We start from the raw sequence: 12,548 nt of genomic DNA, 5'->3' as shown, positions 1-12,548 counted from the left end.
AATAATAGCTAGGAGAAAATAAAGTTAATAAAAATTAACAAACAGGCCCAAAAACCCAAAAATTATACTAAGAACTAATTGTATCACACCATGCTTTTTAGCACTAGATGAAACACGAGTTAATAAATAAATAGCTGGAATTAATCCTAACCATCCAAATATACTAATTATGTATCCTAAAACTATTGAAACACCATGTGGATTGTCTTTAGATGGATCAAGCCACTCACCACAATGGCTACATTTTTCAGAATTCATTGGTATTTTTTGCCCACAAAAAGGACAATCAATCATATTAACAGTGCTTTCTTGAGGTTTTGTTGTGTCATTTTGATTTAGCGAGTTTCCACATTTTTCACAAAACTTAGAATCTTGCTCATTAAAAGTTCCACAATCCATACATTTCTTTGTTTTTGCCATAGTTTCACCTAATTAATTTCTGTTCCACATTCTGGACAGAATTTTGTTTCTTCAGAGTTTATAGCTCCTCCACATTTTGTGCAATATTTAATAGCATTGGAACTAATAATAGGATTTGGAGTATCATTTTCTTTAACTCTGATTATTATTTCATCTTTATTTCCACTTTTCACAGCCCAATATATAAGAGCACCTATTATAAATAAAAATAAAAAAAGAACAACAAATATTCCCCAACTAAAATCATTTTTAACTAATCTTGCATAGCTAGATGTTCTATTTTCTACTTTGTAGCCCAATGCTACATAGTCTGTGACTTTTTGATTTAATTCTTGATTAGAATTAACATCTTCATAACGCATTATTTATCACCTATTTCTAATTATTATAAAATTGATTGTATTTATGAAAATTTTTGATAAATGTCTTATATATAGTTTGGTGTGTATTTGGTAAAAATATATAATATTTTGGTGTTAATAGTTATAATATTTTGCAAGACTTTATTATTAATATGGATAAAGAAACCATTGATGCAATTTCATATGTTCAGATGTCAAAGTATCGTATGAAAGTATTAATCGATTTGAAAGAAGGATTAAAAATTCCTTCAATAATAGCAGAATCCACCGGGATAAGAATAAACCATGTAAGCCGTACTTTAAAAGAATTAAAAGAAAAACAACTTATCATAGTCCTTAATCCTGAAAAAACTCAAGGAAGACTCTATCAAATCACAGATTTAGGAAAAGAAGTATTAAAATACATAAAATAATAATTATATTATAAATACAATATTCTTTCCAAGATGAAAATATTCCTTATCTGCAATTATTAATATAATCTGGAATCCATTTTACTATTTATTTATTATTTATCGCTACTTACATACACTTTTTAAACCATATCCATAAGTCTCGTGATATTTTGTAATCTTTTTCTAAATTATTAACATTTTATTTGTATATAAATTTTTTAATATTTAAATACTATGTCTTAACAGGGTCTTAATGGATGCTTTAAGTAGTTTTATCAAAATAATAAATATCTATTAATATGGATGAAATAGAAGAGGGGCTAATTGAAAAAGTATCTTTCGTAAAATTATCAAAACACAGGACAAAAATCTTAAAAATACTAAAAAAGAAAATAATGATGCCATCAGAAATAAGAAAAAAAGATAATCTATCATATACTCACCTTAGTAGATACCTTAACTCATTAAAAGAAAAGGGTCTTATTATTTGTTTGAATGAACAAAGCAAAAAAGGAAGATACTATAAAATAACTCCAGAAGGAGAAAAAGTAATAGAATTCATGGAAGAATTAGATAAATAATGTATGATCTATGGACATCTTAATAACTATTACATGTGAAAAAAATTATGTCTTTTAATTATATGAAATATATGATTAAAATTTCTATAAGAAATAAAGATAACTATTAAAATAAAAGCACTAATAATCCATTATATCAATAGAAAATATTCATTATAGTAAACTCTTTTTCTAAAATTATAAAAACTCACTAATAATAAGTAACTATATACTCTTAAAAAAATTTTCTGAAATTCTTCAATGAACAAAAAATAGGTTTTCGTCGGCCTTTCCAGGAAAAAAGATATAGTCCAGTTTTTTCAATAGTGTTATAAAAACTTGAAGTATAATACGTTGGCCTTATTCTCATTTTAACCATACCACATCTATTTGGCTTTATTCTATATTATTATATTGTATTTAATATAGTATTAGCTTTTTGGTAGAGTTAATGAAGAGTAATATCTAAAATAAGCCGTGATTAATCAATACGCCCTTAACCATGTTTTTATATCTATTCAATGAGCCAAAAAGCATGATATAAAAAAATAATTTCTTTTTGGCGAATTGCCCTTTAGGCTTGAAAAAAAGTCGCTTTCGACGACGATCTGGCGTTATATATTTAATAGAGGTAAAATAAAAATAATAATTTCTCTCTATTAAATCGCAGCCAGCTCGGAGTTTAATAAGCGTGATTTTTTTACAATATAATGTATGTTTTTTTAGCTGTTATCTGATGAAATGAAGAAATAGTTAATAGCATATATTTATTATAATTGTTTCAATATATTGAGATTTTAATATAATAAAATGAAGAAAAATATGATATTATTATAGAGTAAAATAAAATAAAAAAAAAGATATTTAAAAAAGAATAGTTTTTTATGAAGTTAATTGTTCCTTGTTATTCAATAAAACATCAACTGAATTTTTAATCTTCATAATTTCATTTTCAAAATCTTTATTTTCTTCCTCAACCAGGAATTGTGTTTTATCAATTGTTAAGTAGGGTATTAATGCTTCATAGTTTTTTCTTAAGTAGCTATCAAAGCTATCTTCACTATCAACAGCATCATAAACATCAGAATTACTCATATTTGGAGGAGCATGTCCTGTAAATATACTCACAACATCTAATTCACTGTATTTATCAGCTTTAACAACAACATTAGTTATATTCTGCCTACAAGTAGTGGAAAATAGTTTTCTAAGATTATGTCCTCGAAATTTTCCATAAAGACCATTTTTATCTTTTCCTAAATTTAAGGTAGCATTTAAAGTTTTTAGTATCCTTCTTAACCAATCAGCTGATATAAAATCAGAACTACTTCCGTTACTTATAAATAGAGGAGATTCTAATTCAACTGTGCATCCTTCTTTAATCCTTTCTTTAAGGTGCTCAAAAATAAAATAACTACACTCACCTGTATTAAAAGTGATACAAAGGTTACCTTCTTTTTTAGTTTTCTCAGGGAAAAAATCATAACAAGGTATTATTTCATAAGGGTTTTTAGATAAGAGTTTATCCAATTTAGATTTATGTTTATAAATAGATGTTGCTTCAAGAAAATCTTGAATTGTTAAGCTTACAATATCTCCTCCTCGCATGCCTGAGGTAGCTATTAATAAAACTAAAGCTTTATCTCTAATGCTTTTACAAAAATCTAAGCTTTTTTTAACATCATCCCATGAAGGTATATCTTTAATTCGAGTTCTCCTAATTGAAGTATTATACTTTATCATTTTAGGTAGCTTAATATCATACTCCTTAAAAAGAGCACGGAAATATACTATTTTGTGTTTTCTAACCCCTTCAGAATTACCTTTACTTTTTAAAAAGTTATTATATAAAAGTTGGTAGGAATTAACTTTTCTTTCAGATAAATCCAATATCTGAGGAATTCCATTTTCATTATTAAATGGTTGTTCTTCTTTTTTAGCTTCAGCTATTAACTGTGAAGGTGTTTTTCCAATTAGTTCATATATTTCTCTAAAAACAATATTATATTTTCTAATGCTAGCTTTACCTAAATTTCTTCTTTGTATTAATTGCATTAGTTTTATATCAGTTTCTGAAAACTTCATTATCTTTTCACAATCCTGCGTATCTTATTTTTGAGATTGTGAAAAGTTGTAATACCAAACGGTTACAATTTGTAACCATTTCAATGATTAAAAATAACTATTAAAATCTATAAGCTACTTAAAATACTCCAATTATTTATTGAAATGCTGAAAATTAGTAAATAGCTAAAAAAAGAGTAAAAAATGGGGTCACAGGGATTTGAACCCCAATCCTGGGATTTCTCATGTCTCAGTACTCCAATTGATCATCATACTGTCAGATTGCGCGTTTTTTCTTCAAAGACAACTGGAGTCCCAGATGATGCCAGATTACACTATAACCCCACTATTTAGTAAATAGATAATATATTCGATTTTAAACATTAAATCCGAAGCCAAGGGAGAGATTTGAACTCCCGTGTAATGGATCTGCAGTCCACCGCTTCGCCTCTAAGCTACCTTGGCATCATAAAATTATATATTGTGAATTTAATATTTAAATGTTTGGATATTTATAAAAGAATAAAAATAAAAAAACTACATTGAAAAAAATTATGCTTCATTTTAGTAATTAAAATTAAATTAAAAATAGAATTATTTATAGCTTACAATGACTGAAAAATAGCTAAAAGTAATCTGGTTGTCTTTTTCGATATTTATAAATTATAGTAGGAAAATAGCTAAAATTTGATTTGTTTGTCTTTTCCTATTATTTCATCAAGTTCTAAACCATTTTTTAGAGCTAAATCTTTTTCAACTTTGTAATTATCACTTCTAGTCCTTTCCATTCTTTCTGGAGTCAAGAATAGCCATTTAGTATGCTTGAATTTTATGCCTAAGTAAGGTTCGGCTCCAAAAATCTCTGAAAATTCACAAAGAGCATCAATTTGAGGTGAATCAATATAAATCTTATCTTTACTAGTTGATTTAACTTCAATAGCTAAGTATATCGTGCCATTTCCCGCCAAAACATCTGGAAGAGGTTTTTTAGTAGCTCCTCCTGAAGCTGGAGCCCTCATAGCTGCAAATTCTTTCTCCCATAATTTATGAACTAAATCTCTTTCCTCATTTGAACCTTTTTTGACCATGTTACCAAACACTTAAATCCGTAATAACGATGAAACATTATTAAATATTGTTGAACGATGAAAGAGATAATTAATCAACTAATTAATTCTTTAATTAAGTAATTAATCAATTAATAATCATTTTCATTTAACTTTTGTAATTTTCTTATTTTATTTGATTTATATAACTGATTCATTTATATAATTTATTAAAATTAGTTATATTCTAAATATACTTTAAGATTAATGATAGCAAATGAAAAGTTTTATTTCAAAAAGAAGAAGGAAAAATAAATATAAAAAAGCTAAAAAGGCAAGGAATACAACTAAAGCTATAGGAGACCTAAAAAAGATGAAAAATTTAAAAATTAGAATTAATAAGAATTTAGAAACTATTGATTTATGAAATAGAACTTAAAAATTAGTAAAAAATAGAAGTTAAAGATTGTTTACAAAAATAAAAATGGGGCCGGGGCCGAGATTCGAACCCGAGTCGCAGGATCCACAGTCCCGTAGGATAACCGCCTACCCCACCCCGGCATTGATTACAAATAAATTTAAGGAATTAATAAGAGTTTTAAAGAATGATGCGGGAGCAGGGATTTGAACCCTGGTAGACCTGCGTCAACAGGTCCTAAGCCTGTCCCCTTTGGCCGCTCGGGCACCCCCGCTTTAGATTAAAAGGAGGTATGTCCATTAAAAACCTTTAAAACATGATATTATTCTTTGAAATAGAATATAACTAATAATTAATAGAAAATGCTCCGGCCGGGATTCGAACCCGAGTCTTCGGCTCGAAAGGCCGAAATGATTGGCCGGACTACACCACCGGAGCAAAATATGAACATTTATTTAAAATAGTTGAATTTAAAGCTTATATTAATGGGCCCAATGGGATTTGAACCCATGGCCGCCCGGTTATGAGCCGGGCGCTCTACCTGGCTAAGCTATGGGCCCAAAAACGCCGTCGACAGGGCTCGAACCTGTGACCAATCGGTTAACAGCCGAACGCTCTACCTACTGAGCTACGACGGCAAATGACAACCCAAGCTATATTTTTAACTTAATAACAGCCTATGCTTAAAATTTAACAAACATTAAACAGCAATATTTAAGTTGATAATCATCGTATATAAACCTTTTGATAATTATGAGACCAATGTTTTGAATTAATTTACTCAAATTTCACAACAAAATATATCTTCAAATTGAAAAATAAGCAGAAACTGCTAAAATCATGACAATAGCTAAAGGAATAGATTTTACAAGACTCAATTTAGATTTAGTAGCTACCAAAATGTATATTAATCCCATTATCAAAGAGATAAAAATTCCTAAAGTTGGGATAAATCTATTAAGAATAGCACTTAGTATTATAACTAGAAGTGCTGTGGCAATTACAACATCCCACTCAATTGTACTTTTGCTAACTTCTTTAGATTCATAATTTTGTTGACTATGATAATATGGATTTCCGTAGCCTTGTTTTTGACTTGATATGAATGAATCATCCAGTTTAGTGCGTACATCATTATTATAATTGTTTTGATTGAAATTTCTATCAAGAGGATAGTTAGCTTCTGGAGAATAGCTATTTCTTGGGGAAGGACCATTTGGATTTCTGCTCTCTCTTATTTGATATCTTTCTTTTATAGGCTTATTAATAGAATCAGAATTATTAGATTCTGGATGATAACTATTAGAACTAAGATTATTAGAACCAAGTTTAGATTTAGGTGAATTAACCCCATATTTACGTTTATTAGATGGATTATTGCCCATTAAGCTCAATGGTTTCCCACATTTAACACATTTTGATTCTCCATCTGGATTTTGAGTTCCACAATAGCTACAAAAAACCATTAAAGTCACTTCATCAATTATTTAATAAATATGATATCATAATGTTAATATTAATAACTTATTTACCATTTAAGATTAATTTATTAATTATTAATTTAGTAATTTATATTTAATTTTATTAGAAATTATGCATTAATAAGTTATGATTAATAAATTATGTATTATGAACAAAACATAAAGATTTTATATAAAATTTACAATAATCATTAATAATCTAAATTTATAAAACAATTAGAAAATAATTATAACTAGGTATTAGTAATCATGATTTTATAATATTATTAATAATTTTAGTATAGTATAATTAATTCATTTTATAAGATATAAAATTATTGGAGAATTGATTAATTATATCCTTAATGAACAAATTTTTTAAAACATTATTAAAAAATGAATATTAAAATATTCGTGGATAAACTTATGAATAGCACCAATTGAAAATAATAAATGATGATAATATAAATGATGATAATAACTAAAGGATGAAAATAATAAATGGTGATAATAGCTAATGAGCAGAGAAGAATAATTAAAAAAATAATAGCTAAGAAATTGAATTAGATAAATAGACTAAATAGTAAAATATTCTTAGAAAAAATTTGATCAAATGAAAACTATGGATGTTATAGATAAAATAAAAAACTTTGAAACTTTGGATTTAATAACTAATGCCAATAAACATAGTTTAAAAGAAGGATATGATGAAGTAACTCTTGAAAGAGCTTTATTTCTTTCTTGGTGGTGTGATAAAGGAGATTGTAGCTTCTGCTATATGAGCACACAAAAAAACAAAATTAAAGATCCAAAAAAAGCTAAAAGAAAAGTAAATGCAATATTAGCGGAATCTGAACTCTGTAAACGTTTAGGTTGGAATATTGAATTTTTATCAGGAGGTTATGATTCTTTTGACACTGATGAAATAAAAGCAATAGCTACTAAAATCTTCAAAATAACTGGATCTCCAGTTTGGTTAAACATTGGAATAACTAATGATTTAGATAAATATGGAGAAGAGATAGTTGGAGTAACTGGAGCAGTAGAAATAGCTAATCCCCTATTACATGAAAAAATCTGTCCTAGTAAATCTTTGAGTGATATCGGTGAAATGTTAGATAAGGCTGGAGATTTAGGCTTTAAAAAGGCAATTACAATCATTTTAGGATTAGGAGAAAGTCCAGAAGATTTGACTTATCTTATTCAATATATAAAAGAGCATAAAATAAATAGGGTAATTTTTTACTCTCTTAATCCCCATAAGGGGACAATATTCGAAAATTCATCCCAACCATCATCTATCTATTATGCAGGAATTGTAGCTACCATACGCCTAACTTTCCCAAAAATAGAGATAATTTGTGGAACTTGGACTGATAATTTGGCTAACATTGGGCTATTGGTGATGAGTGGAGCAAATGGAATTACAAAATTTCCCTTATTTAAAATGTTTGGAACTAGATACGGAAAACGTGTGGAAGAAGAAATTTATTGGACTGGTCGAAAATTAAAAGGAACATTTACAGACATTTCTAAGCTAGGATCAAATAAAAGTCAATTCGACTCAGAACTAGATATTTTTATAAAAAGATACATCGATGAATCACTAGAAAATAAATATTAAAACCAATTATTCAAAAGAAATCTTATTACTGATTAATTCTTATTACTGGTTATCACAGAAAATGTGCTCAGGAATAAAATAGCTATTCAGAAACAAAATAGCTATAAGATATAAGTTGTCAAAAACTTTAAAAAACAAATAAAATCTCCCAATCATAAAATATTAAATAATCAAAAACTTTAAAAAACAAATAAAATCTCCCAATCATAAAATATTAAATAATCAAAAATTTATAAAATATTGAAGATAATAGAATTTTATAATAGATGAGGAAATATTTATAAGATATAAAATAATTAAATATAATAATTGTTGAATAAATAATAACGTTTATTAATAAAAATCCATTGATTTATAATAGAAAATTATAGAAAAATATAGAAATTATATATAAAATAAGGAATAGATTAATCTTTATATAGAATAGCTATTATATTAACCATTATCTATAATAATTATTTAGATACTTATAATAAACGATTATCATTTGAATTAATGATTCTCATATCTAAATTATAATCACAATCTAATCATAATACTATAATCAGAATCATTCCCTAATTACTATAATATCGGAGGAATTAATATAAACATGAAATGTGGACTTGAAATTCACGTACAATTAGAAACTAATTCAAAATTGTTTTGTGATTGTCCTACTAATTACAAAGATGAGCCTGCTAATACAAACATTTGTCCAGTTTGTTTAAACCAACCAGGTGCTAAGCCTTATCCTACTAATGAAAAAGCTCTTGAAAATGCTTTAACTATAGCTTTAATGTTAAATTGTAAAATAGACCAAAACATAACTTATTTTATGAGAAAACATTACGATTATCCTGATTTACCTTCCGGATATCAAAGAACTTCCGTTCCTATTGGATATGAAGGAGATTTAAATGGAATTAGGATAAGAGAGATACATATGGAAGAGGACCCAGGGCAATTTAAACCAGATCATGGTATTGTTGATTTCAATAGGTCTGGAATTCCACTTGTAGAAATTGTTACAGAGCCTGATATACACTCACCTGAAGAAGCTAGAACATTTCTAAAAGAGCTTATTAGGGTTTTAAATTATAGTGAAAGTGCTCGTGGTGAAGGAAGTATGCGAGCAGATGTAAATATCTCAATTGAAGGTGGTAAAAGAGCCGAAATAAAAAACATTAATTCTATTAAAGGTGCTTACAAAGCTCTTCAGTTTGAAATGATTAGACAAAAAAATCTCCTGAAAAGAGGGGTTGAAATCAAACAAGAGACTAGAGCATATTTAGAATCTCAAATGATAACTGTAGCTATGAGATCTAAAGAAGATGCTGATGATTATAGGTTTATACCTGATCCTGACCTCCCACCAATCGAAGTAAATGATAATCAAATTCATACAGTAGCTGAAGTTATGCCTGAAGCTCCTCATCACAAAGTAGAAAGATTCATGGAGCAATATAATATAGATGAAGAGTCTGCAAAAGTTTTAACCTCGGAATTAGAATTAGCTAATGCCTATGAAGAAGTAACTAAAGATATTGATTCAAAATTTGCAGCACTTTGGATGAGAGATGAATTAAAAAGAGTTTTAACTTATAATAAGTTTAGCTTTGTAGATAGTAAGATCACACCATACAATATCATTGAACTTTTAAAGCTCTTGCAAAATAAAGAAATTACAACAAAATCTGGCCAAAGAATAATTGAAAATATGCCAAACAATAGTAAAACACCAAAAGAAATAGCTGAAGAGCTAGGACTAATAGGTGTTGTAAAAAAAGATGAAACTGTTGAGGCTGCAAAACAAGCCATAAATGAAAATTCAAATGCTGTTGAAGATTATAAGAAAGGACAAAAGGCTTCTCTTAATTTTTTAGTAGGTCAAGTTATGAAACTTACTCGTGGAAAAGCAGATCCTGGGGAAACCGTGAAAATTTTAAAAAATATATTAGATAATTAATGATAGATATAATTAGAGAAAATAAATCAAAAAGGGGTAAAAATGAGTAGTAAATCTCTAGTAAGAAATTATATGACCAAAGAGGTTATAAGTGTTAAACCAGACACTTTGAATGAAGAAGTTATTAAATTAATGAAGGAAACTGGACACGATGGTTTTCCAGTTATTAATGATGATGAAAATATCGTAGGCATAGTAACTGCTTTTGATCTTTTGTTAAAGGAATGGGAAGATTTAGTCAAAGACATTATGTCCACAGATGTAGTTATAGCTCGTCAAGATATGTCAATTAATGATGCATCAAGAGTTATGTTTAGACAAGGCATATCCAGATTACCAGTTGTTGGGGAAAATGGAATGTTGAAAGGAATAATCACTAACACAGACATGGTTCGATCCCACATAGAACGATCAACTCCTACAAAAGTTAACTATTTTAAAAAAACTTTAGAACAGCTATATGGAATTAAAACAAGTTTAAAGCGTATGGAAGTGAGTACTGATGATTTAAGACCCACACAAGATAAAGTTTACGCCGATGAGTTACAAGGAAGAACTTATGAATTGAAAAGAGGATTAGCAGAACCAGCTATTGTTGTTAAAACTGGAAATAGATGGATTCTAGTCGATGGGCATCACAGAGCAGTAGCAGCTAGAAATTTAGGATGTAATTCAATTGACTCATATGTTATCGATTTAAAAAAGGATTTAGAGCTAGGAATGGAAAAAACAGCAGATAAATCAGGAATTCATACATTTGATGATATAGAAATAATTGATGATGCTCAACACCCTCTAATAGCTATTACCGAAAGTCTTAAACAAACTCATGATCAAAACAATAAAAACGCTTCCATACATAAACCTGGAACTAGAAAAAACTAATCCAAAGGAATTGTGAGGAAGAAATATGACTGATGAGAAGATAATTAGAGAACTCTATGAAACATTAGAAAATCGACGAGACCATCCCATAGATTCCTATACATCTAATATCATGAAAAATAGTAGTAAAACAGCTGAAGACAAGATACTAGAAAAAATAGGAGAAGAAACAGCTGAAGTCTTAATAGCTTCCAAAAATCAAGATAATTTAATTCATGAATCTACAGATTTAATATTTCATATACTCTTGCTTCTAGTTTATAAAGAAATTACTTTAGATGAACTATTGGATGAATTTCAAACTAGGATGAAATAACAAACTACAATGGAATTTGAGAATTAATAAACACGACTAGCTAAAGCCCACAATAAACACAAAACAAGAAAAATAAGCACAATTAGCTAGATAAACATGATAAATAGCCCTAAGAAAAATAAAAATAATAAGCTAGAAATAAAAATAATAAGTTAGATAATATAGAGAGATTAATAAAAATAAATGACATGACAACTATTCTAGGACATATTCCATGTTATGCATTCCTCTCTCCTTACTAAAGACTTTAAATGATTTTTCATTGAATTTCTTAAAGCCCAAAGATTTATAAAGCTTTTTAGCCCTATCATTAGTAAAATCAACGTCGAGAACTACTCTTTTAAATCCTTCTGATTTAGCTAAATCTATCATTTTGTTTATTATTTCTGATCCAAGTCCTTTTCCTCTTTGAGCTTCATCAACGACTATTTCTGCTAAATAAAAATCATCTTCATCAACAGTGGCTAGAATTTTATTATCTATGAAAAACATCATAGAGAATCTTACTGCATCCCAAGGATTCAATAATTTGAACATATACAATAAAGACTTAGAAAAATTTTCTTTTTTACCTTTATTTATACCCAATATCCCTATAATATTCTTATTTTCTCCATTATCTAAAATAACGAATAAATTAATCCGTTTGTTATTATTTTTTACATTATTTTCTTTAATAAAATTAGATTCACTTAATAGAAGTCTTTTAATTGCTGAAACAGCTTTTTTTTCACTTTTAAATATGTAAAAATAAGTTTTCTCATCAACATAGTAAATGAGATTAGCTACTTTATCAATATTATGTTCATCTACGTTAAGTTCTTCAATAATCAAAATAATCCCTTCAATAGTTTTTTAATGACAATTCTCATTATGATTAAATATTGACAATGTTTTAATTGAATATTTAATAAGACATTTAATAAAATATATTATTAAAAATTTAATAAAACATCCAAGAAAATATCCAAATAAATATTATTAAAAATTTAATAAAACATCCAAGAAAATATCCAAATAAATATTATATCCAAGAAAATATCCAAATAA

13 protein-coding genes and 7 tRNA genes are annotated in these 12,548 nt (G+C 27.6%); 7 read left to right on the top strand and 13 right to left on the bottom strand.

Annotation, left to right across the window (positions count from 1 at the left end; translation table 11 throughout):
- Positions 1-24: 24 nt before the first annotated feature.
- Positions 25-420 (bottom strand): double zinc ribbon domain-containing protein, encoded by a 396-nt coding sequence (locus tag MBCUT_RS03055; RefSeq protein ID WP_067258737.1) that lies wholly within the window; start codon positions 418-420, stop codon positions 25-27.
- Positions 421-428: 8 nt separating this feature from the next.
- Positions 429-782 (bottom strand): zinc ribbon domain-containing protein, encoded by a 354-nt coding sequence (locus tag MBCUT_RS03050; protein WP_067258736.1) that lies wholly within the window; start codon positions 780-782, stop codon positions 429-431.
- Between the two features lie 131 nt (positions 783-913).
- On the opposite strand from MBCUT_RS03050, the gene MBCUT_RS03045 reads away from it, so the two are divergent.
- Both MBCUT_RS03045 and MBCUT_RS03040 read left to right on the top strand, forming a co-directional pair.
- On the top strand, positions 914-1,195 hold the full coding sequence (locus MBCUT_RS03045) for a helix-turn-helix domain-containing protein (protein ID WP_245634932.1): 282 nt from the start codon (positions 914-916) through the stop codon (positions 1,193-1,195).
- 281 nt (positions 1,196-1,476) lie between these two features.
- Positions 1,477-1,758, top strand: coding sequence for a DUF4364 family protein (locus MBCUT_RS03040; protein ID WP_084270693.1), 282 nt, complete (start codon positions 1,477-1,479; stop codon positions 1,756-1,758).
- 861 nt (positions 1,759-2,619) lie between these two features.
- Here MBCUT_RS03040 and MBCUT_RS03035 read toward each other — a convergent pair.
- The 4 genes from MBCUT_RS03035 to hjc form a co-directional block, all read right to left on the bottom strand.
- The gene (locus tag MBCUT_RS03035) at positions 2,620-3,822 is read right to left on the bottom strand and encodes a tyrosine-type recombinase/integrase (RefSeq protein ID WP_067258734.1); all 1,203 of its coding nucleotides are present in this window, start codon (positions 3,820-3,822) and stop codon (positions 2,620-2,622) included.
- Positions 3,823-4,006: 184 nt separating this feature from the next.
- Positions 4,007-4,146, bottom strand: a tRNA-Trp gene (locus MBCUT_RS10775).
- A gap of 48 nt (positions 4,147-4,194) precedes the next feature.
- A tRNA-Cys gene (locus MBCUT_RS03030) sits at positions 4,195-4,266 on the bottom strand.
- Positions 4,267-4,481: 215 nt separating this feature from the next.
- Complete coding sequence (gene hjc, locus MBCUT_RS03025; protein WP_067258733.1) at positions 4,482-4,889, bottom strand: Holliday junction resolvase Hjc; 408 nt, start codon at positions 4,887-4,889, stop codon at positions 4,482-4,484.
- A 235-nt stretch (positions 4,890-5,124) separates the two neighbouring features.
- On the opposite strand from hjc, the gene MBCUT_RS10770 reads away from it, so the two are divergent.
- Complete coding sequence (locus MBCUT_RS10770) at positions 5,125-5,274, top strand: hypothetical protein (RefSeq protein ID WP_157082449.1); 150 nt, start codon at positions 5,125-5,127, stop codon at positions 5,272-5,274.
- Positions 5,275-5,332: 58 nt separating this feature from the next.
- Here MBCUT_RS10770 and MBCUT_RS03020 read toward each other — a convergent pair.
- The 6 genes from MBCUT_RS03020 to MBCUT_RS02995 all read right to left on the bottom strand — a co-directional run bounded on the left by MBCUT_RS03020 (position 5,333) and on the right by MBCUT_RS02995 (position 6,731).
- Positions 5,333-5,408 (bottom strand) — tRNA-His (locus tag MBCUT_RS03020).
- Between the two features lie 48 nt (positions 5,409-5,456).
- Positions 5,457-5,539, bottom strand: a tRNA-Leu gene (locus MBCUT_RS03015).
- Positions 5,540-5,628: 89 nt separating this feature from the next.
- Positions 5,629-5,703, bottom strand: a tRNA-Glu gene (locus tag MBCUT_RS03010).
- A 48-nt stretch (positions 5,704-5,751) separates the two neighbouring features.
- Positions 5,752-5,825 (bottom strand) — tRNA-Ile (locus MBCUT_RS03005).
- 5 nt (positions 5,826-5,830) lie between these two features.
- A tRNA-Asn gene (locus MBCUT_RS03000) sits at positions 5,831-5,903 on the bottom strand.
- A 168-nt stretch (positions 5,904-6,071) separates the two neighbouring features.
- Positions 6,072-6,731: a zinc ribbon domain-containing protein gene (locus MBCUT_RS02995; RefSeq protein ID WP_067258730.1), complete on the bottom strand. Its 660-nt coding sequence runs from the start codon at positions 6,729-6,731 to the stop codon at positions 6,072-6,074.
- Positions 6,732-7,347: 616 nt separating this feature from the next.
- On the opposite strand from MBCUT_RS02995, the gene MBCUT_RS02990 reads away from it, so the two are divergent.
- The 4 genes from MBCUT_RS02990 (at position 7,348) to hisE (ending at position 11,498) form a co-directional block, all read left to right on the top strand.
- On the top strand, positions 7,348-8,349 hold the full coding sequence (locus MBCUT_RS02990) for a radical SAM protein (RefSeq protein ID WP_067258729.1): 1,002 nt from the start codon (positions 7,348-7,350) through the stop codon (positions 8,347-8,349).
- 592 nt (positions 8,350-8,941) lie between these two features.
- Positions 8,942-10,297: an Asp-tRNA(Asn)/Glu-tRNA(Gln) amidotransferase subunit GatB gene (gene gatB, locus MBCUT_RS02985; RefSeq protein WP_067258728.1), complete on the top strand. Its 1,356-nt coding sequence runs from the start codon at positions 8,942-8,944 to the stop codon at positions 10,295-10,297.
- Between the two features lie 42 nt (positions 10,298-10,339).
- Positions 10,340-11,182, top strand: a complete 843-nt coding sequence (locus MBCUT_RS02980) for a CBS domain-containing ParB/RepB/Spo0J family partition protein (protein ID WP_067258726.1) — start codon at positions 10,340-10,342, stop codon at positions 11,180-11,182.
- 25 nt (positions 11,183-11,207) lie between these two features.
- Entirely contained in the window at positions 11,208-11,498 is a 291-nt protein-coding gene (gene hisE / locus MBCUT_RS02975; RefSeq protein ID WP_067258724.1) for a phosphoribosyl-ATP diphosphatase, read from the top strand.
- A gap of 195 nt (positions 11,499-11,693) precedes the next feature.
- On the opposite strand, the gene MBCUT_RS02970 is transcribed toward hisE, so the two are convergent.
- Complete coding sequence (locus tag MBCUT_RS02970) at positions 11,694-12,332, bottom strand: GNAT family N-acetyltransferase (RefSeq protein WP_067258722.1); 639 nt, start codon at positions 12,330-12,332, stop codon at positions 11,694-11,696.
- Positions 12,333-12,548 lie beyond the last annotated feature (216 nt).

The organism is Methanobrevibacter cuticularis, assembly GCF_001639285.1.
Classification (GTDB): domain Archaea; phylum Methanobacteriota; class Methanobacteria; order Methanobacteriales; family Methanobacteriaceae; genus Methanobaculum; species Methanobaculum cuticulare.
This window is presented reverse-complemented; position numbering and strand designations above follow the sequence as displayed.

What these genes read in the sequence shown, in the direction of transcription:
- gatB (WP_067258728.1), top strand. Translation starts at nt 8,942, where the DNA reads ATGAAATGTGGACTTGAAATTCACGTACAATTAGAAACTAATTCAAAA.
- hjc (WP_067258733.1), bottom strand. Translation starts at nt 4,889, where the DNA reads ATGGTCAAAAAAGGTTCAAATGAGGAAAGAGATTTAGTTCATAAATTA.
- MBCUT_RS03040 (WP_084270693.1), top strand. Translation starts at nt 1,477, where the DNA reads ATGGATGAAATAGAAGAGGGGCTAATTGAAAAAGTATCTTTCGTAAAA.
- MBCUT_RS03035 (WP_067258734.1), bottom strand. Translation starts at nt 3,822, where the DNA reads ATGAAGTTTTCAGAAACTGATATAAAACTAATGCAATTAATACAAAGA.
- MBCUT_RS03050 (WP_067258736.1), bottom strand. Translation starts at nt 782, where the DNA reads ATGCGTTATGAAGATGTTAATTCTAATCAAGAATTAAATCAAAAAGTC.
- hisE (WP_067258724.1), top strand. Translation starts at nt 11,208, where the DNA reads ATGACTGATGAGAAGATAATTAGAGAACTCTATGAAACATTAGAAAAT.
- MBCUT_RS02980 (WP_067258726.1), top strand. Translation starts at nt 10,340, where the DNA reads ATGAGTAGTAAATCTCTAGTAAGAAATTATATGACCAAAGAGGTTATA.
- MBCUT_RS10770 (WP_157082449.1), top strand. Translation starts at nt 5,125, where the DNA reads ATGAAAAGTTTTATTTCAAAAAGAAGAAGGAAAAATAAATATAAAAAA.
- MBCUT_RS02995 (WP_067258730.1), bottom strand. Translation starts at nt 6,731, where the DNA reads ATGGTTTTTTGTAGCTATTGTGGAACTCAAAATCCAGATGGAGAATCA.
- MBCUT_RS03055 (WP_067258737.1), bottom strand. Translation starts at nt 420, where the DNA reads ATGGCAAAAACAAAGAAATGTATGGATTGTGGAACTTTTAATGAGCAA.
- MBCUT_RS02990 (WP_067258729.1), top strand. Translation starts at nt 7,348, where the DNA reads ATGGATGTTATAGATAAAATAAAAAACTTTGAAACTTTGGATTTAATA.